This window comes from Gilvimarinus sp. F26214L (assembly GCF_054401055.1).
In genome coordinates, this window is sequence record NZ_JBTIYG010000009.1 from 94,536 (window position 1) to 120,937 (window position 26,402).

Sequence of the window (26,402 nt, forward strand, 5' to 3'; positions counted from 1 at the left end):
GCCGGAGCCGCCGTCCGCCCCGCTGGGGCCAGTAGGCGAAGGAGCCCCTGAGCGCAGAGGGTGATGCCTCGGAGCGGCAAGTGCAAAACGTGAGCAAACGGGAGTACAGTCGCGACGGCTGCAGGGCGCCGCCTGGCCAACTGGTCCAGGGGCGATTTACGACGGGCGAAAAAAAAGCAGCTCCCGAGGGAGCTGCTTTCATTTTCCGAAGTTGCCGAAGATCACTACTTCTGACTTTCCATTTGCGCCTTGATAAGGTCACCGATGGTGGTCGGAGAAGATTGCTCTTCCTCTTTGGCCGCGTGTTCCTTCACGGCTTCTTTCTCATCATGGAAATCCTTGGCCTTGATGGAAAGAATAATCGTGCGGTTCTTGCGGTCCACGTTGGTGATCTTGGCTTCCACTTCGTCGCCGACGCTCAGCGCGTTACGGGCATCTTCCACCCGGTCACGGCTGATTTCAGACGCCTTCAGGCTGCCTTCGATGTCTTCGGCCAGAGTGATCACGGCACCCTTCGCGTCAACTTCCTTCACAGTACCTTTGACGATGGAGTTCTTGTCGTTCTCCGCAACGTACTCGGAGAAAGGATCGCTCTCCAGCTGCTTGATACCGAGAGAGATGCGCTCACGCTCCGGATCGATCGCCAGGATGACGGTTTCGATTTCGTCGCCCTTCTTGTACTTGCGCACGGCTTCTTCGCCGGGCTCGTTCCAGGAGATATCAGAAAGGTGAACCAGACCATCGATTCCGCCTTCCAGGCCAATGAAGATCCCAAAGTCGGTGATAGACTTGATCTTGCCAGTGATCTTCGCGCCTTTGGCGTACTGTCGTCCGAATGCATCCCAGGGATTTTCCTGGCACTGCTTGATACCCAGGGAAATACGACGACGCTCTTCGTCGATGTCCAGGACCATTACTTCTACTTCGTCACCAACATTCACCACCTTGGACGGGTGGATGTTCTTGTTGGTCCAGTCCATCTCGGACACGTGAACGAGGCCTTCCACGCCCTCTTCCAGCTCCGCAAAGCACCCGTAGTCGGTCAGATTCGTGACGCGGGCGTTGACGCGGGTGCCTTCCGGATAGCGGCTGGTGATCTGAACCCAGGGATCTTCACCCAGTTGCTTCAGGCCCAGCGAGACGCGGTTGCGTTCACGGTCGAACTTCAACACCTTCACGTCAATCTCATCGCCAACATTGACGATTTCGCTCGGGTGCTTGATGCGCTTCCAGGCCATATCGGTGATGTGCAGCAGACCGTCAACGCCACCCAGGTCCACGAAGGCGCCGTAATCGGTGAGGTTCTTGACGATACCCTTGATGGTCTGACCTTCCTGCAGGTTGGCGAGCAGTTCTTCACGCTCCTCGGAATTCGCCTGCTCCAGCACAGCACGTCGGGATACCACGACGTTGTTGCGCTTCTGGTCCAGTTTGATGACCTTGAAATCAAGCTCTTTGCCTTCCAGATGCGCGGTTTCGCGAACCGGACGCACGTCGACCAGAGATCCGGGCAGGAAGGCGCGAATGCCGGACACGTCGACTGTGAAGCCACCCTTCACCTTGCCGTTGATCACGCCTTTGACCACTTCATCTGCCTTATTGGCAGCTTCCAGTACTTTCCAGGCTTCCGCGCGCTTGGCTTTTTCACGGGAGAGGCGGGTTGCACCAAAGCCATCTTCAACCGCTTCCAGCGCGACCTGGACTTCGTCGCCCACCTGGAGCTCAAGCTCACCGTCAGCGTTGTAAAACTGCTGGGCCGGGATGACACCTTCGGACTTGAGGCCTGCGTGCACAGTGACCCAGTCACGATCCACGTCGATAACCACGCCGGTCACAATGGAGCCCGGCTGCATTTCGACGGTTTTCAAACTCTCTTCAAAGAGATCTGCAAAGCTTTCGCTCATGAACTTACCTATAGTGTATTCAGCACAGAACCACGGAGCCGCGTAACCGGACGGTTATCGCCAACCGCGTCGAACTGCTCTTACCGTGCAGCCAGATTGCACGGGCCTATTAACGATTACTCAGGATCGACAATTCTGGCCACGTCGATACTGAGCATTCCGAACACGTACTGCTGTGCGATTTTGGTGACCGCTGCTGCCGGATCGGCGACCGGCGGTGCAGGATTTATTCGCTGGGGGGAGTGATTCCCCGTTGGGCGGCGTAATCCAGGACCCGATCAAGCACTTCGACAATCGAGAGCCGCGTACTATCCAGGATCAGGGCATCATCGGCGGGTTTTAGGGGTGAAACAGCACGCTGGCTATCACGTTCGTCGCGCGCCTGGATGTCCTTCAGCAGGGCGCGAAGGCTAACAGATTCACCCTTTTCCAGCAACTGATTATAGCGGCGCTGCGCGCGCTCCTCGGCGCTCGCGGTCAGGAAAATTTTCACATCCGCAGTGGGGAAAACCGTGGTCCCCATATCCCGTCCGTCGGCCACCAGACCGGGAGGCCGCTGGAAGCCCTTCTGCAGCTCCAGCAGGGCCGCTCGCACCGCCGGGTGTGCAGCAACGGTGGACGAACCCAGGCTCATGTCTTCCTTGCGAATGGCGTCAGTCGCATCCTCACCGTCGAGCAGAATCGTCGCACGACCGCCATCCGTCTCGAACTTTACGTCCAGCCCGGCAGCGACCCGGGCGACGGCCGCCTCGTCCGCCCAATCCACATTGCGCTTGCGTGCCGCCAGTGCGGTCAAACGGTAGAGCGCGCCACTGTCCAGAAAGTTGAACCCGAGCTTCCGGGCCACGAGTTGGGAGATGGTGCCCTTGCCGGAGCCGCTCGGACCATCGATCGTGATGACCGGTGCTGTCTCGAGTGTCTGCTGCATGAGTTAAACCCCCGCCTGCAAGGAGCGAATAATGTCCTGGCAGGCAGCGCCAGGATCGCGGGCGGCGGTAATTGGCCTGCCAATAACCAGAAAGTCACTGCCGGCCGCCGCGGCTTCCGGTGGAGTCATGGTGCGCCGCTGGTCGGCCGCTTCGGTCCCGGCGGGTCGAATGCCCGGAGTGACGAGCGTGAACTCCTTTCCCAACTCCGATTTCAGTATGGGCGCCTCGCGTGCCGAACAGACCACCCCGTCCAGCCCGCATTGCCGGGCCAGCCCGGCGAGCGCCAGGACCTGATCGTCCGGGGAACGAGCCACTCCGGCCTGTTCAAGATCGTCGCGGGCCATGCTCGTGAGCACCGTGACGGCGATCAGCAAGGGTCGTTGAGAGAAGGGCTCGAGGGCCTCGCGGGCCGCTGTCATCATTCGCTCGCCGCCGCTTGCGTGTACATTGACCATCCACACGCCCAGATCCGCAGCCGCCCGGGCAGCCTGCGCCACCGTGTTGGGAATGTCGTGATATTTCAGGTCCAGGAACACCTCGAAGCCCCGATACTGCAGCTGCTCAACCACTCCCGGGCCAGCCCGAGTGAACAGTTCGTTGCCAACTTTCAATCGGACCTGACCCGGATCCAGCTGCTCGACCAGGGCGGTGCAGGCTTCGACGCTATCGAAGTCCAGGGCGACAATCAGGGGCGATTTTGACATCGGGTGCTTACCTCGAACCAGAACGGCGGCCATTGTAGGGCGATACATCGCTGCTCGCCAGTGCGCAACCTCCGCTTGCACACGATCATCCAATATGTAACAGTGCTTATATATTTTCTGAGGAGGCGTCTATTCATGACTTCAAGACTGGGCACGCAGCTAAGGCGCCTTGTTGAGCTGCTGGACGGCGACCTTGAGGCAATTTATAGAGCGCAACACATGTCCGGCTATCGTCCCCGATATACCCCCGTCGTGCGCGCGCTCCAGCAGCTCGGCCCCGCAACCATCAAGCGCATCGCGGAATATTCCGGAACCAGCCACTCGGCGGCAAGCCAGACGGTGGCTCAGATGCAGCGGGGCGGTCTGGTAACGACACACACCGGCCTCGACGCGCGGGAGCGCCTCGTCTCAATGACACCTGCGTTGCGGAAACTTATACCCAAGCTGCAGTTGCAGTGGCAAGCCACCAGTGCAGCGGCAACTGATCTGGAAGAGGAAATCGGGATCGGGCTGAGCGGGATATTGGACACCATGATAAGGGCCTTGGAAGAAGAGCCCTTCAGCGCTCGAATCGAGCGGCACATTGGACAGACGAAAGGGAAAACAGAATGAAACGATGGCTCATGACTATGATGATAATAGCGGTCCCCGCCATGGCCGCTGGTGAACCACCACATGCGGATGTCGTCGCCGCTGTAGCAGATCACATGGAGGCAGACTACGTGTTCGCGGAAACCGGCGCTGAAGTGGCCGACGAGCTGCGTGCCCGGCTACGGCGCGGCGAATACAACCGTTACGCAGATGCCGCATCGCTCGCCGAAAAGATTGCCAGGGATCTGCAAGAGCTGGCCGGTGTTGGCCATCTCATGCTCGAGTACAGTGCAACACCGCTCTCGGACGACCCTGACAACAGCGAGTTCAATGAGGCACAGAACGAGCGTTACTATGGCGCACATCTTAATTTTGGTTTCCGCAAAGTGGAGATCCTGGAGCCCAACATAGGTCTGCTCGAGTTGGGAGTGTTCGCACCGGTAGAAATGGGGGGCGACACCGCCGTTGCCGCGATGCATTTTCTTGCCCACACGCAGGCACTCGTCATTGACCTTCGCGCCAATGGTGGCGGACACCCCGAAATGGTAAATCTGCTGGCCGCCTACCTGTTGCCACCCGGAAGTCACCAGTTGAGCGGTTACTATTCGCGCTCCGATGACACGCTGACGCAAAACCCGGTACAAAGCTATGTGCCCGGCCCGCGTTATGGCGAAAATAAAGCGCTATTTATCCTGGTATCGGAAAAAACGTTTTCTGCCGCCGAGAACTTTGCCTACGATCTCCAAGCGCTAGGGCGGGCGACTATTGTAGGGGAACCGAGTGGTGGCGGTGCGCACCCCTTCGAGTACACTCGCATCAGCCCGCATTTTGTGCTCTGGCTGGAGAAAGGCCGTTCGCTGAATCCCATCACAGGCTCTAACTGGCAAGGAATAGGCGTCAAGCCCGACGTTCAGGTGCGCGCTGAAGACGCGCTCGAAAAGGCAGTCCAGCTGGCTAAGGAGTCCTTGATCAGATAGCGCCAGTGACAAAGCGACACACCTTCGTCCGGACAGGTCACATTGCCATCCATCCCCGGCAGAGTCCCGGAGCACATCTGTTTGACGCTCCTGAGGTTAAAACTGAAAAAGCCCGGCACAACCGGGCTTTTTCGAACTGTTTAATACGCGATAATCAGAACAGTATACGGTCGCGATTGCTTTCGAGGGTCGCCTGACCGATTCCCTTGATCTCGAGCAGCTGTTCAGCAGAGGTAAACTTTCCGTTGGCCTCCCGCCAGGCCACAATGGCCTCGGCGCGCTTGATACCCACCCGATGCAAGGCAGCGGAAATCGCTTTGGCATCAGCCTCGTTGATGTTCACGCGCTCAACGACGGCCATTACATTGCCCTGCCCCTCATCGGCCTTCTCCGCCGCAAAGGACGGCAGGCAACCCAAAGCCAGAACCACTGCAGCAACCAAAGAAACAACCTGTTTCATAGCACTTTCTCCCTGTGGAAGTAATTGATTGGTTATGGTGCTCGATCAGTAATGCCTTGCCCCAAGCGAGTGCTGCTCACTTTAGGGCGCGAACGTGGAGCGGGCTACTGGGAGAAGGCTGGAAAACAGGTAGGAAACCGGGGATGCAGGACGTAGGACAAGGATTACAACAAGCGCGAGCCCTGGCGGTGGCTACTTGACCACACGCAGGCTCGGGCGCCCTTTGGGACCTGTCTCGTCCCCACCAGAGGGCGGCGGCGGTTCGCGATCGGGTTCAGGCTCAAAAATCATACCCTGGCCGTTTTCACGGGCATAGATGCCGAGCACCGAACCACAGGGGACAAAGATATCAGTCGGCACCCCTCCGAATCGGGCATTGAAGGTAATCACTTCATTGCCCAGCTGGAGGTCCTTCACCGCCGTGGGTGATACATTCAGGACGATTTGCCCGTCCTTGTTCACAAAGGTTTGAGGTACTGAAACTCCCTCGCCGTGCCCGTCCACCAGCAGGTAGGGTGTGCTGTCATTATCGACAATCCACTGATACAGGGCGCGGATGAGGTAGGGCCGACTGGATGACATGGAGGTTGGCATTGAGCTCATGATCGCAACAACTTCGCAGTGAATGGACAGCTCTGGCCATTACGCAAATTACACGCAATTCTGCGGCCAGGTGCTGATTCTGAGCGGCGCCTGTTCCGCAGGCTCACGAGGCCCGCATTTCCCTTTCGTATTCGGTAAGGCTCTGGCGGAACGAATCCCTGGTAAAGAGCCGCTCCATGTACTGCTCCAGGGGCCGGGTTTGCTTGGTCTTCGGGAGCTTGATTTCAAGGGCATCCAATCGCCACAGGATCGGGGCGAGGCAACAGTCCACAATGGTGAACTCTTCGCTCATGAAGAAGGGCTTTTCCTGGAAGATGGGGGTGATCGGCAGCAAGCTGTTCAGGAGCTCCTTCCGGCACTTTTCCAGAGTCCCTTTGTCGGCGCCTCGAACAAGCGTATCCACCAGGGGACACCAATCGCGTTCAATCCGGTACATCCAGAGCCGACTCTGGGCCCGGGCAACCGGGTACACGGGTAACAGCGGGGGATGGGGAAAGCGCTCGTCCAGATACTCCATCATGACCTTGGTCTCATAGAGCACCAGATCCCGGTCTACAAGGGTCGGCAGGGAGTTGTAGGGGTTGAGCTCGGAGACTTCTTCAGGAATGTCAGTGGGCTCCACGTCAATGATGTCCACCGATACACCCTTTTCGGCCAACACAATACGCACCCGGTGGCTGTAGTGGTCGCGCCCGTCGGAGAAGTACGTCATGGCCGAACGCTTTGTGACAACACCCATTTGAGATCACCTGTAGAAGAAGATCGGCTTTTCCATGCCGATGCGCTCAAAAATCCCTGGAGCTGAGGGCAGAACAGGGCCGATGGCCCTGCACTGCTGGTCCTAATAGAGGCGCGTGAGCGCGACAGCGCCTAGTGGATATCCCGCCAGTACTCGCGATCCAGAAGGATTGCGAAAACCAGGAACGCCGCGAGAAACAAGAGCACATAGACTCCGGTATGCTTGCGATCCTCAGCGCCCGGATCGGATACATATTCGAGATAGTTTACCAGATCGTAGATAGCCTGATCGAATTCCTCCGGGCTCATCGTCCCTTCGATGTCACCGCTGGGCTCCAGTTCACCGCAGAAATCCATCACCTCCTGACCATTCTCGTCCAGGACGGGATTGCCGTGGCCATCCAACTTCGGCGCTGGTGCGCACTCCATCAGCCCCTGTAGCTCAACCATTGCATGAGGCATCGCCACATTCTCGAACACGCGGTTGTTGACACCTACGGCGCGAGAATCATCCTTGTAGAAGTTTCGCAGGTAGGTGTAAACCCACTCCGGAGAGCGTAGACGGGTTTCCAGACTGAGGTCCGGCGGTGCGGTGCCAAACCAGGCCTTCGCTTCAACCGGGTCCATGGAGTTCTCCATCAGGTCGCCGATCTTCTTGGTGGTGGGGACGATGGTCTCCACCATCACTTCCGGCGGCACTCCCAGGTCATCCGCCACCCGTCCATAACGGGAGTATTTCAGGGCATGACAGCTGTAACAGAAGTTGTCGAACCACTTGGCGCCCCGCTGCAGCGACTCCTTGTCGCTGAGGTCCGCCTTGAATTCATCGCAGGGAATGGCCCCGCAGTCGTAAGCGGCCTCGGCACCCACGGCCTTCAGCGGCACAAAGGACAGAACCGCCACCAGCAGCACGCCGCCCAGGGTCATCCACAGAGGCAGGCCTTTCATGCGCAGACGCTCGGGTTCCGGGAAGGTTTTTTCCCGTGCTGTCCAGAACGGCATACCGATGAAGTAGGCGAAGTACAGGAAGGTACAGAACTGTGCGAGCAGTGTGCGCCCCTCTGTAGGCGCCTTCACGCCCAGCACGCCGAGAATGATGAACGCAGCCGCAAACACCATCAGCGCGATTCGGCTGAACCAGCCCTTGTAGCGGATGGACTTCACTTTGCTTCGATCCAGCCACGGCAGAACGAACAGAATGGCGATCGCCGCGGCCATGACCACAAAGCCCAGGAACTTGGAGTTCAGCGGACCAATGTCGATGGTGATCGCACGCAGCATTGAATAGAAGGGCGTGAAATACCAGACGGGCGCGATATGCTCTGGAGTCTTCAGGTTATTTGCCGGTTCGAAGTTTGCGTACTCCAGGAAGTAACCGCCCATCTCCGGCATGAAGAAGATGATGAAGCAGAACGCGAACAGGAAGACAACCACGCCCACGAGATCGTGCAGGGGCAGGTAGTACGGGAAGAAGGGTACGCCGTCTTTCGGAATACCGTTCTCATCCTTGTTCTTCTTGATTTCCACACCATCGGGGTTGTTGGAACCCACTTCGTGCAAGGCCAGGATGTGCAGGAAGACCAACAGAATCAGGACGATGGGCAGAGCCACCACGTGCAGCGCAAAGAAGCGGTTCAACGTGATGCCGGAAATCAGGTAATCACCGCGGATCCACTGAACCAGGTCCTCGCCCACAACCGGAATGGCGCCGAACAGGGATACGATCACCTGCGCGCCCCAGTAGGACATGTTGCCCCAGGGCAGGATGTAGCCCAGGAAGGCTTCCGCCATCAGCGCCACATAGATGGTCATGCCGAAGATCCACAGCAACTCGCGCGGAGCCCGGTAGGAGCCGTACAGGAGGCCACGGAACATATGCAGATACACCACCACAAAGAAGGCCGAGGCCCCGGTGGAGTGCATGTAACGCAGAATATCGCCGAACGGCACGTCCCGCATGATGTACTCAACGGACGCGAAGGCATCTTCTGCCGTGGGTACATAGTTCATGGTGAGCCAGATGCCGGTCAGCAGCTGATTGACCAGAACCAGGAGCGAGAGAACACCGAAGATGTACCAGAAATTGAAGTTCTTGGGAGCGTAGTACTTCGCCATGTGCGTGTCCCACGCACGCTGAACGGGCAAGCGATCGTCGATCCAACCCCACAAATCGGATAACCACTGGGTCATGCGCTTGCCTCCTCTGAATCCAAACCAATGACAAGCACGTTGTCACTCTCAAAATAATAGGGAGGAACCTCCAGGTTCGTCGGCGCCGGTACGCCCTTGAATACGCGTCCCGCAAGGTCGAACATGGAACCGTGGCAAGGGCAGAAGAAGCCGCCGTACCATGGGTCCCGGTCGGTGGCGTGGTTGATGTCCCAATACTGGGGCACACAGCCCAAGTGGGTACAGATCGCCTTGAAGACCATGATTTCCGGCCGCTCTTCCCGCGCCCGGTATGGGTTCTGGGCGTAATCCGGCTGCTGGGCCGCTTCGTCGGAAGCGGGATCCCTGAGCTCATCAGTCAACTGATCCAGGTTTTCCAGCGTCTGTTGTGAACGACGCACGATGAAAATCGGGAAACCTCGCCATTCGACCTGGGTCATGGCATCGGGCTCGAGCTTCCCGATGTCGATCTTGACCGGCGCACCGGCCGCTTCGGCCTTGGCGCTCGGGTTCCAGGACCCGATGAACGGCACGGCGGCTCCGACTACTCCGACGGCGCCCACTACGGTGGTGGACACTGTCAGGAATCGACGCCGTTGTTCGTTGACTCCGTCATTGCTCATGACGTTTATCTCCCATTACAGCGATGTAAAACAACAAGTAGATGCTTGCCCTTGGCGGAAGCTCGCCCAGAATGGCGCCCCAAAAAACCGCAACATGGTAAAGAAATTGCCTGTCACTGACAACAACAGTGGCCAATAAAACCTTCCTTCGGAAGCCTCAACTCCCAGCAGAAAGGCCAGTCGTGCGGTTAGCGGGCCCTCGCGCGAGGTCAAATTTCAGACACAAAAAAACGCCCAGCCAGCATATAGCATGGGCGTTTTCCTGGCACATTCAGTATAGCGAACGTGCGCGGACTGCCTCCGGAGGCGCCAATTAGCGCTTGGAGTACTGCGGACGCTTGCGGGCTTTGCGCAGCCCCACTTTCTTACGCTCCACCTCACGGGCATCGCGAGTCACATAGCCGGCGCTGCGCAAGGTGGGTCGAAGGTTTTCATCATAGCTGATCAGGGCACGGGTCAAGCCGTGGCGAATGGCACCGGCCTGGCCGAAGCTGCCGCCGCCGCGAACCGTTACCTTGATGTCAAACTTGTCAGTCAGGTCAGCCAGTTCGAGGGGCTGACGAACGATCATTCGGGCCACTTCCCGCCCGAAGTAGTCGTCCAGAGTGCGACCATTAACGGAGATGTTGCCCTGCCCCTGGGTGATGAAAACCCGCGCGCTGGAGGTTTTGCGACGACCCGTACCGTAGTATTGAGTATCAGCCATTTATGAAGCCCATTATCAACATTGAAGGCCCCACATGTGGAGCCTTGATTTAAATTTCTACTGGATGTTCAGCTCTTGCGGCTGCTGTGCGGCATGAGGATGCTCGCTTCCCGCATAGATCTTCAGTTTTCTGAACATGGCGCGTCCCAACGGACCGCGGGGCAGCATGCCCTTGACCGCGGACTGAATGGTTCGCTCCGGCGCTTTCTCCACCAGCTCATTGAAGCTCATGGATTTCAGGCCACCCGGATATCCGCTGTGCCGATGGTACATCTTGTCCCGCGCCTTGTTGCCGGTAACCCGTACCTGGGCAGCATTGATCACGACGATGTAATCGCCGGTATCGACATGGGGGGTGTATTCGGGCTTATGCTTGCCACGGAGGCGGCTTGCAATCTCGGCCGCCATTCGGCCCAGGGTCTTGCCGGCCGCATCGATGACGTACCAGTCCCGCTTGACCGTTTCAGGCTTAGCACTGATCGTTTTCATGAAAATCCTGCCTTACACATTAAGGAGTTCCCCTAGGGGAGGGCCTTCCCAGAAAAGAGCGCGAATACTACATAAGCCCCTGCCGCATTTCAAGGACTTAGAGCCCTCACAGCGGATACTTTTCCGCCCCGACCATCTGGCGAGCCGCAGCGCCCAGCCGTATGGACCGCGCGGGCCGGTCCGACCGGGCTTTCCGCCCCCGATCTCAAGGTCTGTGGGCCCGAGCCAGATAATCGTGGCTCTGCATCTCCAGCAGCCGGCTGGCCGTTCGTTCGAACTCGAAGCGAAGGCGGGTACCCGTGTACAGGCTCTCCAACGGCCCGGCAGCGGAAAGAACCAGCTTTACGTTCCGATCGTAAAACTCATCCACGAGATTGATGAACCGCCGCGCCTGATCGTCAATGGCAGCGGTAAAGATCGGGACATTGGAGATCAGCACGGTGTGAAACTCCCGAGCCAGCTCAATATAGTCGTTCTGGGAACGCGGGCCGTCGCAAATGGCAGGGAAATCGAACCAGGCTACGTCATCTGCCACGCAGCGGGCCTTGATCGGCCGACCTTCGACCTCCAGGGTCGCAGAGTGTTGTACGGTCACCTGCTCAGGGGTGAGGTTCGCAAAGCTGTTGCTGAGGCTTTCGTCGGCCCGGGTGTCGAGCGGGCAATGGTAGAGCTCGGCCTTCTCCAGAGCGCGGAGCCGGTAGTCCGTCGGACTGTCCACGTGCACGACCCGGGTATGCCGCTGGATAAGGGCGATGGCCGGGAGAAAACGCTCTCGCTGCAGGCCGTCCTTGTAGAGCAGGTCCGGGGTGATGTTGGAAGTGGCCACCAGGCAAACTCCCCGCCGGAACAGGGCCTGCAGCAGATTTCCCAGAATCATCGCATCGGTAATGTCCGACACAAAAAATTCATCGAAACAGATTATTCGCGCCTCGCGACTCAAACGATCGGCCACCTGCTCCAGGGGGTCCGAATGTCCGGCAAGGGACTTGAGTTCCTGGTGAATGCGCCTCATAAAGCGATGAAAGTGAGCCCGCATCTTGTTTTCGAACGGCAGGCTCTCGAAGAACACGTCCATCAGATAGGTCTTTCCGCGCCCCACTCCGCCCCAGAGGTAAAGGCCGCGCTCAGGTTCGATGGGCCTGGCTGACAGGAACGGCAGAAAGCGCAAACCTCGCTTTGGTTCCGGCCTGCGCACTAAACGCTCATATAGATCCTGAAGGTGGTCTACGACTTGTTCCTGGGCCGGATCGGGAAGGAAGCCCGGCTGCAGCAGGTCGCTCTGGTAACGCTCTTTGGGTGTCATCGAAGCAGATCTCACGGCCCGCGATCCGGGGCCAGACTACAAAATGGCGGCCACTTTAGCGGTCCGCTGGAACGGGGGCAAGACGAGGCGGCGGATTGCGTCCCCGCCGGCGGCACCCAGCGCACCCGGAAACGACCCGAAACTCCGCCCCGGGGAATCCGTATACTACCCGAAGGGCAGAACGCAACGATCAAGGAGATTTATGGTTACGACGACTGCTGCAGTACTGTTTTCCCTGTTGTCCCTGGCGGCCGGACTGGTGGCGGGCGCTCTGCTCTGGCGCGCTTTCGGGCCTCACGAAGACCGCAACCGCGACCTGGAGCGACGGCTTGAAGATGCCGAGCAGCGATTCGGTGACTACCAGACCCAGGTCACGGAGCATTTCGTCGAAACCTCCCGACGGGTCAACGAACTCACCCGCAATTACCGGGACGTGCATGAATATCTCGCCAGTAGTGCAGTTCGCCTCAGCAATCCCGCGGTTGGCCAGGACCTCCGGGAAGCGGCTCGCCTCGATGACCAGTCCGGCTCCGCGGAGACGCCCGTGGCAAGTGACTACACCACGGGAGCATCCGGCGATACTACCGGGCCGCAGATGCCCGACCAGTCGCGCCCCCGGGAGGGGAAGTGACGCAAACTCCCGCTGTTTCACATTGGGTGATCACCGGGCTTACCGTATAATCGACTGTGTTTCAGTCCTCTTCGGAGCACATTGTGGCCCTCAAACGGTTCCTTAATTTCGCGGGCTGGCCCGCGGCGACCGGCATGCTGGCAGCACTGCTGGTGCTGCTGCTTGCCCCGCAGCTGGGCAAGCAGCAGCCGGACCTCAACGGGGGGCAGGACGCCGGCTTCGGCTTCGCCCACCTGAGCCCCTCCCAGGACTGGTCGGGGCCCGTGTCCTATGCGGCAGCCGTGCGCCGGGCCGCCCCCGCCGTGGTCAATATCTACACCAGCCGCCGCTCCCGAAGCCGGCACCCTTTCTTTGACGATCCGGTGATCCGCGAACTTTTCAATTTCGCCGACCGGCCCCAGCAGCAACAAATGATGACGATTCTCGGCTCGGGGGTAATCGTCAGTGAGCAGGGTTACATCCTCACCAACAACCACGTCATCGAGGGCGCCGACGAAATCATTGTGCAATTGCACGATGGCCGCGAGTCCAAGGCCACTCCCGTCGGCGCTCACGCGGACAGCGACCTTGCCGTTCTGAAAATCGAATTGGACGAGCTCACCGCGATCAACATCGGCATGCCGGACCAGGCCCAGGTGGGTGATGTGGTATTGGCCATAGGCAACCCGTTTGGCGTGGGGCAGTCTGTCAGCCAGGGGATCATCAGCGCCACCAGCCGCCTCAGCAAAACCCAGAAGGGGCTGCAGAGCTTTATTCAGACCGATGCGGCAATTAATCCGGGTAACTCGGGCGGCGCCCTGGTGGACGTTTACGGCAACCTGCTCGGAATCAATACGGCCATCGTCGGCGGGAACTACTCGGGAGATTCGGTGGGGATCGGCTTTGCCATTCCGGCCAGTATCGCGATGGCCGCACTGGAAGAAATCATCGAATACAGCCGCACGGTACGCGGCTACCTGGGCGTGGCCGTGGGGGTCCTGACCCCGCAATTGGCCAAATCCCTCAACCTGAGTTTCACCGCGGGCTTTCTGATCTACGAAATCGATGTCAACAGCCCTGCCCATCGCGCCGGCCTGCTGCCGGGAGATGTGATTACCCGGGTCAACGACCAGGTGTTCGAAGACGGAACTCTGATCGCATCGGAACTCAGTGGCGCCAAGCCCGGGGAATCGGTGGAGATCGAAGTCTGGCGCCAGGGCGCTCCCCAGGTGATCCACGTCACCGTAGGGCTTGCCTCGGCGGTCAGCTAGTCCTCCTTCACCCGATATTCCGCCGAGCGGGCATGGGCCTCCAGGGATTCGCTGCGCGCGAGAACGGAGGCCACCCGACCGAGGCGGGACGCCGCTTCCGGCGAGCAGTAAATGACGGACGAGCGCTTCTGGAAGTCGTAAACCCCCAAAGGAGACGAAAAGCGCGCGGTGCCCGAGGTGGGCAGCACGTGATTGGGGCCTGCGCAGTAATCGCCAAGTGCTTCGGCCGTGTAACGCCCCATGAAGATTGCTCCTGCATTGCGGACCTGCGGCAGCAGCGCCTCCGGGTCTTCCACCGATAACTCCAGGTGTTCCGGTGCGATTCTGTTGCTCAATGTCAGCGCTTCATCCACGCCGGCCACCTGAATCAGGGCACCCCGCCCCGCCAGGGATTTGCGGGTAATTTCCTCGCGCTGCAGGGTGGGCACCAGTTTCTCCAGGCTGTCGGCCACCTGCCGCAGAAACTCCCCGTCGGGGGAAATCAGAATCGACTGCGCGTTCTCGTCGTGCTCGGCCTGGGAACAGAGATCCATGGCAATCCAGTCCGGATCGGTTTTGCCATCGCAGATGATCAGGATCTCTGAAGGTCCGGCGATCATGTCAATGGCCACCTGGCCGAAAACCTGACGCTTGGCGGTGGCAACAAACACGTTGCCGGGCCCTACAATCTTGTCCACGGCCGGTACCGACTCCGTCCCGTAGGCCAGGGCTGCAACCGCCTGGGCTCCCCCGATGGTAAACACCCGTTCGACGCCGGCGATGGCGGCTGCGGCGAGAACCATTTCGTTCACCTCGCCATCAGGTGTGGGAGAGACCATCACGACCTCATCAACACCCGCCACCTGCGCGGGGATCGCGTTCATCAGCACGGACGAGGGATAGGTCGCCTTGCCGCCGGGAACGTACAGGCCGACCCGGGCCATGGGTGTGATGCGCTGGCCCAGAACCGTTCCGTCCGCCTCCCGGTAGTGCCACGATTCCGTCAACTGATGCTGGTGATAGTCCCGAATGCGTGTGGCCGCGGCCTCGAGTGCGCGGCGCTGCTCAGGCGATATCTGCTCGAGGGCTTGCTGAAGCCGCAGCTTCTGAATCACCAGGTCCGAAAACCGGTCGACGCTGAGACGGTCGAAGCGATTGCTGTAATCGATCACCGCCGCATCGCCACGCCGGCGCACGTCGGCAATAATGGCTTTCACCGCATCGTCCACGGCGGTCTCTGCGCCCTCCTCAAAGGCGAGCAGGGACTGAAGTCGCTCCTCGAAGTCCGGGTCCGCAGCGTTCAATAACTTGATGATTGGCGTCTGGCTCATTCGGGTTCCCTATCAACGCGTTCAGGCAACAGCCCGGGCGAATCCGTCCAGCAGGTCCTGAATGAGATCGTGTTTCATTTTCATGGAGGCCTTGTTGACGATCACCCGGGAACTCACATCGGCGATGTGCTCGCGGGGCTCCAGGCCATTGGCTTTCAGGGTGTTGCCTGTGTCCACGATGTCCACGATCTCATCGGCCAGATCCATGATCGGAGCCAGCTCCATGGCCCCATAGAGCTTGATGATGTCCGCCTGGCGGCCCTGACCGGCGTAATACTGCTTGGCGATGTTCACAAATTTGGTGGCGACCTTGATTCGCCCCGGCGGAGCCGCCCGATCTTTCAAACCTGCGGTCATCAAGCGGCAACGCGCAATGCCAAGGTCCAGGGGTTCATAAATTCCGGTACTGCCATGCTCCAGCAGCATGTCCTTGCCGGCAATGCCCAGGTCCGCCGCTCCGAACTCCACATAGGTGGTGACGTCACTGCCCCGCAGTACCAGCAACTCAACATGCTGCTGGTTGGTGGGAAAAATGAGCTTGCGGCTTTTGCTGATATCCTCCGCCGGGGTGATGCCGGCGGAGGCCAGAATGGGCAGTGTTTCTTCGAGAATGCGCCCCTTGGTAAGGGCGAGGGTGATTTTTTCCATAGCGAGTCGTTCTTGATCAGGTCGCGGGGAGGCACCGGAGCACCTGAATACCATACATCAGTCCGGTACGCGGCGAATGTTCGCTCCCAGCAACTGGAGCTTCTCCTCGATGCATTCGTAACCACGGTCGATGTGGTAGATGCGATCCACCACCGTCTGCCCTTCGGCAACCAGACCGGCTATCACCAGGCTGGCGGACGCGCGCAGGTCCGTGGCCATCACGGGCGCTCCCCGCAGGCGTTCCACACCGGTGACGATCGCGGTGCTGCCCTCGAGCACGATCTTCGCACCCATGCGGTTCAATTCGTTTACCTGAATCAACCGGTTCTCGAAGATGGTTTCGGTGACCGCGCCCGTGCCCTCGGAAACGGCATTCATGGCGGTAAACTGCGCCTGCATGTCGGTCGGGAACGCCGGGTAGGGAGCCGTACGAAGATTGACCGCCTTAGGCCGGTTGCCGCGCATATCCAGCGCAATCCAGTCTTTGCCGGTATCGATGTAGGCTCCTGCCTCTTCCAGCTTCAGCAGCACGGACTCCAGGAGGTCCTCTCGGGTGTCCTTGAGGTGAATACGCCCGCCGGAAGCGGCCGCTGCGGTCAGATAGGTGCCGGTTTCGATCCGGTCGGGCATCACCCCGTATTCACAACCCTGGAGACGCTCGACCCCATGAATGGTCAGCGTCGCCGTTCCGATGCCTTCAATATTGGCGCCCATGGCCACCAGACAATTGGCCAGATCCACCACCTCCGGCTCTCGCGCGGCGTTTTCCAGCACAGTTTTGCCGTCCGCCAGCACCGCAGCCATCATCAGGTTTTCCGTGCCTCCCACGGTAACGGTGTCCATGAGGATGTGCGCGCCCTTCAGGCGGCCTTTGACCTTGGCTCGGATGTAACCCGCGTCTACCACCACCTCGGCACCCATGGCCTCCAGGCCGCGCAGGTGGATATCCACCGGGCGACTGCCAATGGCGCAGCCGCCCGGGAACGAAACATCCGCGCTACCGAAGCGGGCCAGCAGAGGGCCCAGGACCAGAATGGAGGCGCGCATGGTCTTCACCAGGTCGTACGGTGCGGAAAAATCGGTGATTGTGGTCGGATCCACCTCCACCCGCATTTTTTCGTGAATGGTTACGCTGACGCCCATGCAGCGCAGCAGTGCGAGCATGGTGGTGATGTCGTTGAGATGCGGCAGGTTGCTGACGTGCATGGGACCGTCCGCCAACAGCGTGGCCGCCAGAATGGGCAGCCCCGAGTTCTTTGCGCCGGAAATGCGGATTTCGCCGTCAAGGCGTGCGCCGCCCGTGATGATTAGTTTATCCATGGGAACCCCGGAGATATTGAACCCGAACGCGGATTCAGGATTGTGCTTGCTGCCATTCAGCGGGCGTGAAGGTTTTCATGTGAACGGCATGGATGCGACCGTCGGCGATCGCCTCATTGAGCGCCCCATACACCAGCTGCTGCTTTTTCACAGTGTTCAGCCCTTCAAACCGGGCGCTGACCACAGCCACGCTGACATGGCTGCCATCCACCTGGACCCGGGATTCACTGTCCGGGATATGGGTTTTGAGCAATGCTTGAATTTCTCCAGCTTCCACGGGCGCCTCTTTCAATTGCGGTACATTTTGGGCGCGGTAGTTTACCTCAGAAGCCGCCGGGACACATCCGGTAATGGCGGGAACCGGAAGTGTGTCGTAACTTTCCGCGTGAGAGGAATATCGGAGAGGGTGGCGGCCCCGGAGGGGCCGCGGTTTTCTGGTCCTCAGACGGTCCAGTTGGCGATGGTGGCTTCGATGTCGCCCTGATTCTGGTTCATGGCATTCTCGAACTGACCCCGGAACGCTTTGCCCAGGTTCACGCCGTTGAGGATCATGTTGGTGACCTTCCACTCACCGTCCCGGTTGAGCTTGGTTGTGAATGCGAGGCGATGGGTGGAGTCGCCATTGCTGACATTCAGCCATACGCCAACGGTGCGCTTTCCGCTCACATCTTCCTCCGGGGGCACGACCGTAATGTCATAGTTGCCGTAGCTCGCCAGGCCCTTGGCGTAGGTGTTCACGAGACTGCGTTTGAAAACCTCGGCGAAGCGCTGGCGCTGCTCGGGGGAGGCCTGTTTACCGTGCTTGCCCATGACTCCTCGCGCGATATAGTCGAAGTCCACTACCGGCTCGAGAACTCCGCGGACAGCAGCGATGTACTGGTCACTCCCACCCTCCTGCTCGAGTTCGTTCTTACTCCGTATAACCTCAACCAGTTCGTCCTTGACCTCCTCGGCGAACTCGTGGGCCGACTTCTCAGACTCGGGCTGAGCTGCTGCCAGCGAGCCGAATGCAAGGAGCCCGACGAAGCCGGCAAAGGCCAACAGGCGTCCGGCGCCGTGCCGCAACGCCCTGTTTGTGCGAATCCACTGTACTGAACCCATCATCGACTCCTTTAAGACAATTCAAGAATGCTGACTGTTAGAGCGGGAATCCACCCGGGAGTTTGCTCCGCCTCCCGCCCACTTGCCAGGCTGTGCTCGAGCGCACTATACCAATAAACCGGATCGAGTCACATTGCGAGTCGTCGGCCGCGTCTGAGGGGCGAATTCTTCGCACTCAGTGCTGGAGGGCCGTATAATGCCGACCCAATCCAGCATTCAGCCAGGCGACTAATGGATAAAGAGCAGTTTATCAGGGTGGGCCAGCGCACGGTAAACATCGAGCGCGACGCCATTGCCGCCCTCGCGGGCAAGATTGACGACCAGTTCTATCTGGCCTGTAAAGCCATACTCGACTGCAGTGGTCGAGTCATTGTGACCGGAATGGGCAAATCCCATCACATCGGGGGCAAAATCGCGGCCACTCTGGCGAGCACCGGCACCCCCGCATTTTTTGTTCACCCGGGTGAGGCCAGCCATGGGGACCTGGGCATGATCACCAAAACCGATCTGGTGATTGCCATCTCCTACTCAGGCAGCTCGTCGGAGATTCTGATGCTCCTGCCCCTGCTCAAGCGCATGGGCGTGCCGCTGGTCAGCATGACCGGCAACCCGAACTCTCCCCTCGCCCGCGCGGCGGATTATCGACTGAATGTCGCCATCGACGCGGAGGCCTGCCCGCTGGATCTGGCGCCCACGTCCAGCACAACCTGTGCACTGGTCATGGGGGATGCGCTTGCGGTGGCGCTGCTCGAAGCGCGGGGATTTACGGCCGAGGACTTTGCCTTCTCTCATCCCGGTGGCGCTCTGGGTCGCAAGCTGCTGGTAAAGGTCGAGGATCTGATGCATCGCGGCGCCGAAATCCCCCAGGTCAATCGGGACACCCTGCTTCCCTCCGCACTGGTGGTCATGACCGAGAAAGGGCTGGGGCTTACCACGGTTGTGGACGAAGAAGGCGAGCTGATCGGAATCTTTACCGACGGCGACTTGCGGCGCAGCGTCGATCACGGGGTGGATATCAACCACGCCTCGATCGGCGACGTCATGACGAGCAAGCCGAAAACTGTGCACAAGGAGATGCTCGCAGCCGAAGCACTTGGTCTCATGGAAGACCGGAAGATCACCGCCCTGGTCGTGGAAGAAGACCACCACCCGATCGGCATCATCCACATGCACGACATTCTGCGTGCAGGCGTACTATAAATATTTCCCCCAAGGTTTCTCCACAACATGAGCGAAATCACAGCGGATCTCGCAGCACGCGCGGAAAAGATCAAACTCCTGCTTCTGGATGTGGACGGCGTCCTCACGGCAGGCCAGTTGTACTTCTCGAACAGCGGCGAAGAACTTAAAGCCTTCCATATTCTCGATGGCCTTGGCATCAAGCAATTGCAGCAAAGCGGGGTGAAGGTTGGCATTATCACCGGGCGGGAGAGCGCGCTGGTGGCCCGCCGCGCGGGGGAACTCAGCGTGGAGATCCTCGTCCAGAAGAGCCCCGACAAGCTGCAAGCACTTCGGAAGATCGCTGACCAGGAAGGGCTGACCCTCGATCAGGTTGCCTTCATGGGCGACGATTATCCCGACCTGCCGCCCATTCTCGCGGTCGGGCTGGGGCTGACCACGGCCAATGCCCACCCGGAAGTCAGCGCCCGCTGCCACTGGCAGAGCAAGCGCCGTGGGGGGGACGGGGCCGTGCGGGAGGTTTGCGATCTGATCATGCAAGCCCAGGGAACCTACCAGGCCGCTCTGGAGAAATATCTTGGCTGAGGCAGACGCAGGCAATCCCCGCAAACCGGGCCTGCCCCGCCACTGGCTGACGATAGCCGCGGTTCTGGGGCTGATCGCGGTCAGCGTTCTGCTCCTGGACTCGCCACCCGAGGTTTTTCAACCGGATGCGACTCTCGCTGGGCCGCCGGACGTGCAGATGACCGGCTATCTAACGGGTGTCCGGACCGTGCAGTACAACGCAGCCGGAGAGGTCGAGTATCGCTTCACCACAGACCGGATGTCTCATTTTCAGCCGGCCGGCGAGACCGATTCCGAAGCGGCCTACACCGCGATTGAAGCACCCTTCTTCACTTTCTATCCCGGTGGCACCGCGCCGTGGTACACCAGTGCCCGGCAAGGTCGCTCCAGTGCAAACGGCGACCTCGTTCTGCTGCAGGAAGACGTGCGGGTCTGGCAGGAAGGCCCCGCCGGGCCCACCGTAATCACCACCAGCGAGCTGTTGATCCATCCCCAAACGCAAGTGGCCGAAACCGATCAATTTGTTATCATGACCAACCCGCGCAGCGTTGCCCGCGGCACGGGCATGCGAGCCGACCTGGAACAGGAAAACTTTGCCATTCTTTCCGAAGGTAGCACGATTTATGAGCCCAACCCTTAAACAAGCGGCAGCACCCCTGCTCTGCCTGGCTCTCGTCTGCGCCGGTCCGCCGCTCGCCTTCGGATTACCCACCGACTCCCAGCAGCAAATCAACCTGAGCTTCGACACCTCGAACCTGGATCTCAAGAAAGGCGTTGCGGTGTATCAGGGCAACGTCAAACTGACTCAGGGCTCCTTGCGCATCGAATCCGACGAGCTGGTTGTGCACCGAAAAGGTGAAGTCATTGAAAAGGTTATTGCCACTGGCTCGCCCGCAATCTTCGAACAGCAGCCCGAGCCGGACCAGGCTCCGGTAATTGCTCAGGGCAAGCGGATCGAATATGAACTCCAGGCCCAGGTGGAGACCGTTGCTGTGGTCGACGATGCGGTCGTGGAACAGGCAGGGATCGTCTCCCGTTGCGAGCGGATAGAGTTCAATCTCACGGAGTCTACCGCGAAAATGATGGGGTCATGCGTTACCGAGCGTCCGGCCCAACCGGCTGGAAACACTCCCTCGCCGACCAACGGGCTCTGAGCTTCATGCCTCGATTGTACGCCAGCCACCTGGCCAAGAGTTACAAGGGACGCGAAGTGGTATCCGATGTGTCCCTCGAGGTGAATACCGGCGAGATCGTCGGGCTGCTCGGGCCCAACGGGGCCGGTAAAACCACCTGCTTCTACATGATCGCCGGACTGATCAAGCCCCTGCGCGGGTCAGTCATGATCGACGAGCTGGATATTACCCGCTTTGCCATGCACGACCGGGCCAGAGCCGGCCTGGGCTACCTGCCCCAGGAAGCTTCGGTTTTTCGCAAATTGAGCGTGCAGGACAACATCCTGTCCATCCTGGAAACACGCCAGGGGTTAAACCGTAAACAGCGTCTGGCAAAGACCGATGAACTGCTGCGGGAATTCAATATCACTCACCTGCGCGGCAGCAAGGGGATGGCGCTTTCAGGCGGCGAACGGCGCCGGGTGGAAATAGCCCGCGCGCTGGCCACTGATCCCGAATTCATTTTGCTGGACGAACCCTTCGCAGGGGTCGACCCCATCTCAGTCCACGACATCAAGCAGATCATTGAACACTTGAAACTAAGGGGCATCGGCGTCCTCATAACCGACCACAACGTGCGCGATACCCTGGACATCTGCGAGCGGGCCTATATCGTCAGCGAGGGTCAGCTCATCGAATCGGGCAATCCGGAAGCGGTGCTTGGCAACCCCAAGGTTCGCGAAGTCTACCTTGGCCAGAACTTCCGACTCTGAGCCCCTACCCTCTCCTGAAAAGTTGGCGCGTACAGGCATACATATTGCTTGTCAAAGGCGTCCTCCCGTTGTAGCCTGTCCAGACAGCTAGACCGGCAACTCACTCACGCCTCAGGGCGTATCCATACAAACTGTCCGATCTACTTGCGGCGGGCCGGTCTCATATCGACTGGCTCCCGGCGAGGGGGATGTCTACGCGCTGCTCTTCGAGCTGGCGGAGGCTGGACACATGAGAGAATTTGCAGAGGTAGTTGCAAGAATGATGTTGTTGTCTTTTGAAGTATTCAGCGGCGATCAGACAAAACGGGGTTGCGAACAGACATGAAACAGTCTCTGCAACTCAAACTCGGCCAGCAGCTCACCATGACACCACAGTTGCAGCAGGCAATTCGCCTGCTGCAACTTTCCACCCTCGATCTCCAGCAGGAAATCCAGGACGCGCTGGACTCCAACCCCATGCTGGAAGTCACGGAAGAAGAAGGCAACGAGGGCGGCGACTCCCAGAAGAACACGGAGACCTCCGAGGAGTATCAGGCCCGCGACGAAGCCAGCCCTGATCTCTCGGAAAAAGACCTCAATAGCAGTGATTGGGAATCGGACATCCCCAACGACCTGCCCGTGGATACCAGCTGGGATGAAATCTACCAGCCCACCTCCACGCCCAACTCCTCCGGGTCCGGCGAAAACGACGATTTCGATTTCGAGTCCCGCCGCAGCAGCACCGAATCACTGTTTGACCACTTGATGTGGCAACTGAACCTGACGCCCATGTCCGATCAGGATCGGGTCATCGCCATGGCCATTGTCGATGCAGTGGGCCCCAACGGCATACTCACCAGCAATATCAACGATATCTACAGCGGCCTCATCGAATCCATTGAAGATCTGGAACTCGACGAAGTGGAAGCGGTATTGCACCGGGTTCAGCAGTTTGATCCTCCCGGCGTTGCAGCGCACGATTTGCAGGAGTGCCTGCTGATTCAACTGCGCCAACTGCCCTCGGACACCCCCTATCTGAAGGAAGCGATGACCGTGGTCAGGGATCACCTGACCCTGCTTGGTTCCCGCGATTACAAGCAATTGATGCGCAAGACCAAACTCAAGGAACCGGAACTGCGCGATACCATTTTGCTGATTCAGCAGCTCAACCCGCGGCCCGGTGACCTGATCAACTCCGGCGACACGGAATACGTCGTACCCGACGTATTTGTGAGCAAGGAAGAAGACCGCTGGGCCGTCCGTCTCAATCCCGAGATTGCCCCCAAGATTCGCATCAATCCCGAATACGCGAGCCTGATCAAGCGTGCGGACAGCAGTAGCGACAATACCTTTTTGCGCGATAACCTTCAGGAGGCACGCTGGTTCCTGAAAAGTTTACAAAGTCGCAATGAGACTCTGCTCCGGGTTGCGAGCTGTATCGTGGAAAAGCAGCGGGGATTTCTCGACTACGGCGCCGAAGCCATGAAGCCGCTGGTATTGCACGACGTGGCGGAAGCAGTGGGCATGCACGAGTCCACCATCTCCCGAGTGACCACCCAGAAGTATATGCATACTCCCCAGGGCATCTTCGAACTCAAGTACTTTTTCTCCAGCCACGTGAGCACGGACACAGGCGGTGAATGTTCCTCCACGGCTATCCGGGCCATCATCAAAAAGCTCATTGTTGCGGAAAACCCCCGCAAGCCCCTGAGCGACAGCAAGATTGCGGAACTGTTGGCGGAGCAAGGGATTCAGGTCGCCCGGCGCACCATCGCCAAATACCGGGAATCCTTGTCCATCCCCCCCTCGAACGAGCGCAAACGGCTCGTGTGAATCGGGCGTTTTCGTTCCGCTTCCCACCCCCGACCTGCCCCCAACGCCTCTCCTCTTGGGAGGGGCGAGGGAGTCTGCTAACATCTGTTGAGGTAGAGCAAGTAAACTGACGAAACGGTGCAGACAAGTACGCAGTATTTGCTAATCTAGGGTCGAGGCCCGCCCCTTCACGGCAGGATCTGACCAACGTTCAGCAGGAGCGACACTATGCAGATCAACACCAGCGGTCACCAGCTTGACCTGACTCCCGCAATCAAGGATTACACCGAAAGCAAGCTGCAGAAGCTGGAACGCCACAATGACCGCATAACCAGCGTTAACGTCATCCTTTCGGTGGACAAGCTGGAGCAAAAAGCGGAAGCTACCGTCCACGCCAGCGGCAAGGACTTTTTCGCGGACGCCAGCGCCGATGACCTGTACGCAGCCATCGATCTGCTTTCCGACAAACTGGACCGCCAGCTGATCAAACACAAGGAAAAACTGAACAACTTCCGTTAGCCGGGCTGGTCAACACCCACTGCCCGCCCTGAGCGATGTCGACTATGGAACTCAGCACACTCATTAGCCCTTCCCGTTGCCGCAATCGCATCCAGGGGGGCAGCAAAAAGCGCGTTCTGGAGCTCGCGGCGCGATTGATTGCCGCCGATTACCCGGCGCTGGACGCCGATGAACTTTTCCGGCAGCTCATTGCCCGCGAGCGCCTGGGCTCCACCGGGATCGGTAACGGCATCGCCATTCCCCATTGCCGGGTCGAGAACTGTGCCAACGCCGTGGGCGGTATCATCACCCTGGAGGAAGCCGTTGACTTCGAAGCGGTGGACGACGCGCCGGTGGATATCGTTTTCGTTCTCCTCGTACCCAACGAGGCACAAGAGCAGCATCTGCAGATTCTGGCAGCACTCGCCCAGGCTTTCGGACAGTCTGAAAACCTGCAGCAGCTCCGGGCCGCCGAAAGCGACCAGGCCCTCTACGACCGCACCGTTGCGGTTTTTTCCACCGTCAAGTGAGAGATTCAACGGCCCGTGTACGGACCGCCAGTGGCGGCCCAACCCAAGTCGCCCCTGCCGGGATCGCCGAAACAGTGCTGGGATATCCGGAGGTTCCCTAAATCCGCGCGGTCCCCTAAACTTGACCGTCGGACTGATTGATGTCCGAGAGCTGTCTTGATTCAGGATTCACAGGAAGCGGAGCAATGCGACTCGTCGTCATCAGTGGTCATTCGGGTTCCGGCAAGAGTACGGCCCTTCACGTGCTGGAGGACGCCGGTTTTACGTGTGTGGACAACCTCCCTGCGAGCCTTCTGCCACAACTGGTGACCCACATCGAGAGCCTGCCGGCGGGCAGCAAGCAGAACTTTGCCATCAGCATCGACGCGCGGAATACCTGGCAGGACCTGAAGCAGTTCCCCCAGATCATCAACAGCGACGAGACCCTCGGGCTCAAATGCGAAGTGGTCTTCCTGGATGCGCGTAACTCCGTGTTACTTCAGCGATTCAGCGAGACCCGGCGCAAACACCCCCTGAGCGATCGGGCCACGGACCTGCAAAAGGCCATTGAAATCGAGCGCACGCTACTCGAGCCGATTGCCAACATCGCGGACCTGGTTATCGACACCAGTAACCTGAGCCTCCACGAGCTGCGGGATCTGGTAAAGATTCGGGTAGCGGGCAACAGCGGCACCGGAATGTCGATTCTCTTCGAGTCCTTCGGCTTCAAATACGGCGTGCCAGTGGATGCAGAGCTGGTTTTCGATGTGCGCTGTCTGCCCAACCCCTACTGGAAACCCCATTTGCGTGCCTACAACGGACTGCAACGGCCGGTGGCCGAATTCCTGAGCGATCAGGCCGAAGTGGCGGAAATGGAAGAAGATATCAAAGCTTTCCTGACCCGCTGGCTGCCACGATTCGCCGCAAACAACCGCAGCTACATTACCATTGCCGTGGGGTGTACGGGTGGCCAGCACCGCTCCGTCTACCTTTGCGATCGCCTCTACCGGCACTTTTCGGAACTCTACGACTCGGTTCAGGTCCGGCATCGCGAGCTGAAACTCAGCCATAATGCGGCTCAGCCCGTCGAAACCGAACCGGTGTCCACCGGAGAGCGTTGAGGGCACGAGGGTTGCTCTATCCCGTACCGAGCTGATTTGCTTGCCGGTAATTTCCCCCACCAAGATTCCACGCGCATGATTGAGAGAGAGATAACAATCGTCAACAAGCTGGGCCTGCACGCCCGGGCGGCTACCAAACTCGCCAAAACCGCCGGACAGTTTTCCTCGACCGTCGAGGTCTCCAACGGCAAATCAACAGTTGATGGAAAGAGTGTAATGTCGTTGATGCTGCTCGCAGCCAGCCGGGGCACATCGGTAACTGTATCCGTCACCGGCGACGATGAGCAGGATGCGATGGACGCGATTGAAAAACTCATCAATGAACGTTTCGACGAGGAAGAGTAAGCCTCTTCCTCCACCACTCACCTCGAATTTGCACCGGCGTTTCGGTAAACTACG

The 26,402-nt window shown here is 59.2% G+C and carries 30 protein-coding genes; 14 read left to right on the forward strand and 16 right to left on the reverse strand.

What is annotated here, in order from left to right:
• Positions 1–224 precede the first annotated feature (224 nt).
• The 3 genes from rpsA to pyrF form a co-directional block, all read right to left on the reverse strand.
• Complete coding sequence (gene rpsA, locus ACURWW_RS11730; RefSeq protein ID WP_445616844.1) at positions 225–1,904, reverse strand: 30S ribosomal protein S1; 1,680 nt, start codon at positions 1,902–1,904, stop codon at positions 225–227.
• 226 nt (positions 1,905–2,130) lie between these two features.
• On the reverse strand, positions 2,131–2,832 hold the full coding sequence (gene cmk, locus ACURWW_RS11735) for a (d)CMP kinase (protein WP_445616845.1): 702 nt from the start codon (positions 2,830–2,832) through the stop codon (positions 2,131–2,133).
• Positions 2,833–2,835: 3 nt separating this feature from the next.
• A complete protein-coding gene (gene pyrF, locus ACURWW_RS11740; RefSeq protein WP_445616846.1) occupies positions 2,836–3,537 on the reverse strand; it encodes an orotidine-5'-phosphate decarboxylase in 702 nt (233 codons plus the stop codon).
• A gap of 135 nt (positions 3,538–3,672) precedes the next feature.
• Here pyrF and ACURWW_RS11745 point away from each other — a divergent pair, with 135 nt between their 5' ends.
• On the forward strand, positions 3,673–4,149 hold the full coding sequence (locus ACURWW_RS11745; RefSeq protein WP_445616847.1) for a MarR family winged helix-turn-helix transcriptional regulator: 477 nt from the start codon (positions 3,673–3,675) through the stop codon (positions 4,147–4,149).
• Entirely contained in the window at positions 4,146–5,105 is a 960-nt protein-coding gene (locus tag ACURWW_RS11750; RefSeq protein WP_445616848.1) for a S41 family peptidase, read from the forward strand. Before ACURWW_RS11745 ends, ACURWW_RS11750 begins: the two co-directional genes overlap by 4 nt.
• Positions 5,106–5,259: 154 nt before the next feature.
• Here the strand turns inward: ACURWW_RS11750 and ACURWW_RS11755 are convergent, their stop codons facing one another.
• The 8 genes from ACURWW_RS11755 to zapE form a co-directional block, all read right to left on the reverse strand.
• The gene (locus ACURWW_RS11755) at positions 5,260–5,565 is read right to left on the reverse strand and encodes a ComEA family DNA-binding protein (protein WP_445616849.1); all 306 of its coding nucleotides are present in this window, start codon (positions 5,563–5,565) and stop codon (positions 5,260–5,262) included.
• 192 nt (positions 5,566–5,757) lie between these two features.
• A complete protein-coding gene (locus tag ACURWW_RS11760; protein ID WP_445616965.1) occupies positions 5,758–6,147 on the reverse strand; it encodes a ClpXP protease specificity-enhancing factor in 390 nt (129 codons plus the stop codon).
• Between the two features lie 124 nt (positions 6,148–6,271).
• Positions 6,272–6,907 (reverse strand): glutathione S-transferase N-terminal domain-containing protein, encoded by a 636-nt coding sequence (locus ACURWW_RS11765; RefSeq protein WP_445616850.1) that lies wholly within the window; start codon positions 6,905–6,907, stop codon positions 6,272–6,274.
• 131 nt (positions 6,908–7,038) lie between these two features.
• Positions 7,039–9,096 (reverse strand): ubiquinol-cytochrome c reductase, encoded by a 2,058-nt coding sequence (locus ACURWW_RS11770; RefSeq protein ID WP_445616851.1) that lies wholly within the window; start codon positions 9,094–9,096, stop codon positions 7,039–7,041.
• The gene (petA, locus tag ACURWW_RS11775; protein ID WP_445616852.1) at positions 9,093–9,698 is read right to left on the reverse strand and encodes a ubiquinol-cytochrome c reductase iron-sulfur subunit; all 606 of its coding nucleotides are present in this window, start codon (positions 9,696–9,698) and stop codon (positions 9,093–9,095) included. Before petA ends, ACURWW_RS11770 begins: the two co-directional genes overlap by 4 nt.
• Positions 9,699–10,011: 313 nt before the next feature.
• Entirely contained in the window at positions 10,012–10,404 is a 393-nt protein-coding gene (rpsI, locus tag ACURWW_RS11780; protein ID WP_445616853.1) for a 30S ribosomal protein S9, read from the reverse strand.
• Between the two features lie 57 nt (positions 10,405–10,461).
• Positions 10,462–10,893, reverse strand: a complete 432-nt coding sequence (rplM, locus tag ACURWW_RS11785; protein WP_445616854.1) for a 50S ribosomal protein L13 — start codon at positions 10,891–10,893, stop codon at positions 10,462–10,464.
• Positions 10,894–11,098: 205 nt separating this feature from the next.
• Positions 11,099–12,196, reverse strand: a complete 1,098-nt coding sequence (gene zapE / locus ACURWW_RS11790; RefSeq protein ID WP_445616855.1) for a cell division protein ZapE — start codon at positions 12,194–12,196, stop codon at positions 11,099–11,101.
• Between the two features lie 202 nt (positions 12,197–12,398).
• Between zapE and ACURWW_RS11795 the strand changes: the two genes are divergently transcribed.
• Both ACURWW_RS11795 and ACURWW_RS11800 read left to right on the forward strand, forming a co-directional pair.
• Positions 12,399–12,827 (forward strand): YhcB family protein, encoded by a 429-nt coding sequence (locus ACURWW_RS11795; RefSeq protein WP_445616856.1) that lies wholly within the window; start codon positions 12,399–12,401, stop codon positions 12,825–12,827.
• Between the two features lie 83 nt (positions 12,828–12,910).
• Positions 12,911–14,077 carry a S1C family serine protease gene (locus tag ACURWW_RS11800; RefSeq protein ID WP_445616857.1) on the forward strand — a complete coding sequence of 389 codons (1,167 nt, stop codon included), beginning with the start codon at positions 12,911–12,913 and terminating at the stop codon, positions 14,075–14,077.
• Here the strand turns inward: ACURWW_RS11800 and hisD are convergent.
• The 5 genes from hisD to ACURWW_RS11825 all read right to left on the reverse strand — a co-directional run bounded on the left by hisD (position 14,074) and on the right by ACURWW_RS11825 (position 18,456).
• A complete protein-coding gene (hisD, locus tag ACURWW_RS11805) occupies positions 14,074–15,387 on the reverse strand; it encodes a histidinol dehydrogenase (protein ID WP_445616858.1) in 1,314 nt (437 codons plus the stop codon). The genes ACURWW_RS11800 and hisD overlap by 4 nt on opposite strands.
• Positions 15,388–15,408: 21 nt before the next feature.
• On the reverse strand, positions 15,409–16,035 hold the full coding sequence (gene hisG / locus ACURWW_RS11810) for an ATP phosphoribosyltransferase (protein WP_445616859.1): 627 nt from the start codon (positions 16,033–16,035) through the stop codon (positions 15,409–15,411).
• Between the two features lie 57 nt (positions 16,036–16,092).
• Entirely contained in the window at positions 16,093–17,355 is a 1,263-nt protein-coding gene (gene murA, locus ACURWW_RS11815; protein WP_445616860.1) for a UDP-N-acetylglucosamine 1-carboxyvinyltransferase, read from the reverse strand.
• Positions 17,356–17,389: 34 nt separating this feature from the next.
• Entirely contained in the window at positions 17,390–17,632 is a 243-nt protein-coding gene (locus ACURWW_RS11820; RefSeq protein ID WP_445616861.1) for a BolA family protein, read from the reverse strand.
• A gap of 164 nt (positions 17,633–17,796) precedes the next feature.
• Positions 17,797–18,456 carry an MlaC/ttg2D family ABC transporter substrate-binding protein gene (locus ACURWW_RS11825; protein WP_458618488.1) on the reverse strand — a complete coding sequence of 220 codons (660 nt, stop codon included), beginning with the start codon at positions 18,454–18,456 and terminating at the stop codon, positions 17,797–17,799.
• Between the two features lie 231 nt (positions 18,457–18,687).
• Here ACURWW_RS11825 and ACURWW_RS11830 point away from each other — a divergent pair, with 231 nt between their 5' ends.
• From ACURWW_RS11830 to ACURWW_RS11875, 10 genes are all read left to right on the forward strand, one after another.
• The gene (locus ACURWW_RS11830) at positions 18,688–19,656 is read left to right on the forward strand and encodes a KpsF/GutQ family sugar-phosphate isomerase (RefSeq protein WP_445616863.1); all 969 of its coding nucleotides are present in this window, start codon (positions 18,688–18,690) and stop codon (positions 19,654–19,656) included.
• 27 nt (positions 19,657–19,683) lie between these two features.
• Positions 19,684–20,220, forward strand: a complete 537-nt coding sequence (locus ACURWW_RS11835; RefSeq protein ID WP_445616864.1) for a KdsC family phosphatase — start codon at positions 19,684–19,686, stop codon at positions 20,218–20,220.
• Positions 20,213–20,839, forward strand: a complete 627-nt coding sequence (lptC, locus tag ACURWW_RS11840) for an LPS export ABC transporter periplasmic protein LptC (protein WP_445616865.1) — start codon at positions 20,213–20,215, stop codon at positions 20,837–20,839. The genes ACURWW_RS11835 and lptC overlap by 8 nt, the downstream gene beginning before the upstream one ends.
• Positions 20,823–21,353, forward strand: a complete 531-nt coding sequence (gene lptA / locus ACURWW_RS11845; protein ID WP_445616866.1) for a lipopolysaccharide transport periplasmic protein LptA — start codon at positions 20,823–20,825, stop codon at positions 21,351–21,353. Before lptC ends, lptA begins: the two co-directional genes overlap by 17 nt.
• Positions 21,354–21,358: 5 nt before the next feature.
• Positions 21,359–22,084: an LPS export ABC transporter ATP-binding protein gene (gene lptB / locus ACURWW_RS11850; protein WP_445616867.1), complete on the forward strand. Its 726-nt coding sequence runs from the start codon at positions 21,359–21,361 to the stop codon at positions 22,082–22,084.
• Between the two features lie 321 nt (positions 22,085–22,405).
• The gene (locus ACURWW_RS11855; protein ID WP_445616868.1) at positions 22,406–23,896 is read left to right on the forward strand and encodes an RNA polymerase factor sigma-54; all 1,491 of its coding nucleotides are present in this window, start codon (positions 22,406–22,408) and stop codon (positions 23,894–23,896) included.
• Positions 23,897–24,103: 207 nt separating this feature from the next.
• Positions 24,104–24,394 carry a ribosome hibernation-promoting factor, HPF/YfiA family gene (gene hpf, locus ACURWW_RS11860; protein ID WP_445616869.1) on the forward strand — a complete coding sequence of 97 codons (291 nt, stop codon included), beginning with the start codon at positions 24,104–24,106 and terminating at the stop codon, positions 24,392–24,394.
• Between the two features lie 44 nt (positions 24,395–24,438).
• A complete protein-coding gene (locus ACURWW_RS11865; RefSeq protein WP_445616870.1) occupies positions 24,439–24,903 on the forward strand; it encodes a PTS sugar transporter subunit IIA in 465 nt (154 codons plus the stop codon).
• 185 nt (positions 24,904–25,088) lie between these two features.
• The gene (gene rapZ / locus ACURWW_RS11870; protein ID WP_445616871.1) at positions 25,089–26,003 is read left to right on the forward strand and encodes an RNase adapter RapZ; all 915 of its coding nucleotides are present in this window, start codon (positions 25,089–25,091) and stop codon (positions 26,001–26,003) included.
• Positions 26,004–26,078: 75 nt separating this feature from the next.
• Positions 26,079–26,348, forward strand: a complete 270-nt coding sequence (locus ACURWW_RS11875; RefSeq protein WP_458618489.1) for an HPr family phosphocarrier protein — start codon at positions 26,079–26,081, stop codon at positions 26,346–26,348.
• Positions 26,349–26,402: the final 54 nt, after the last annotated feature.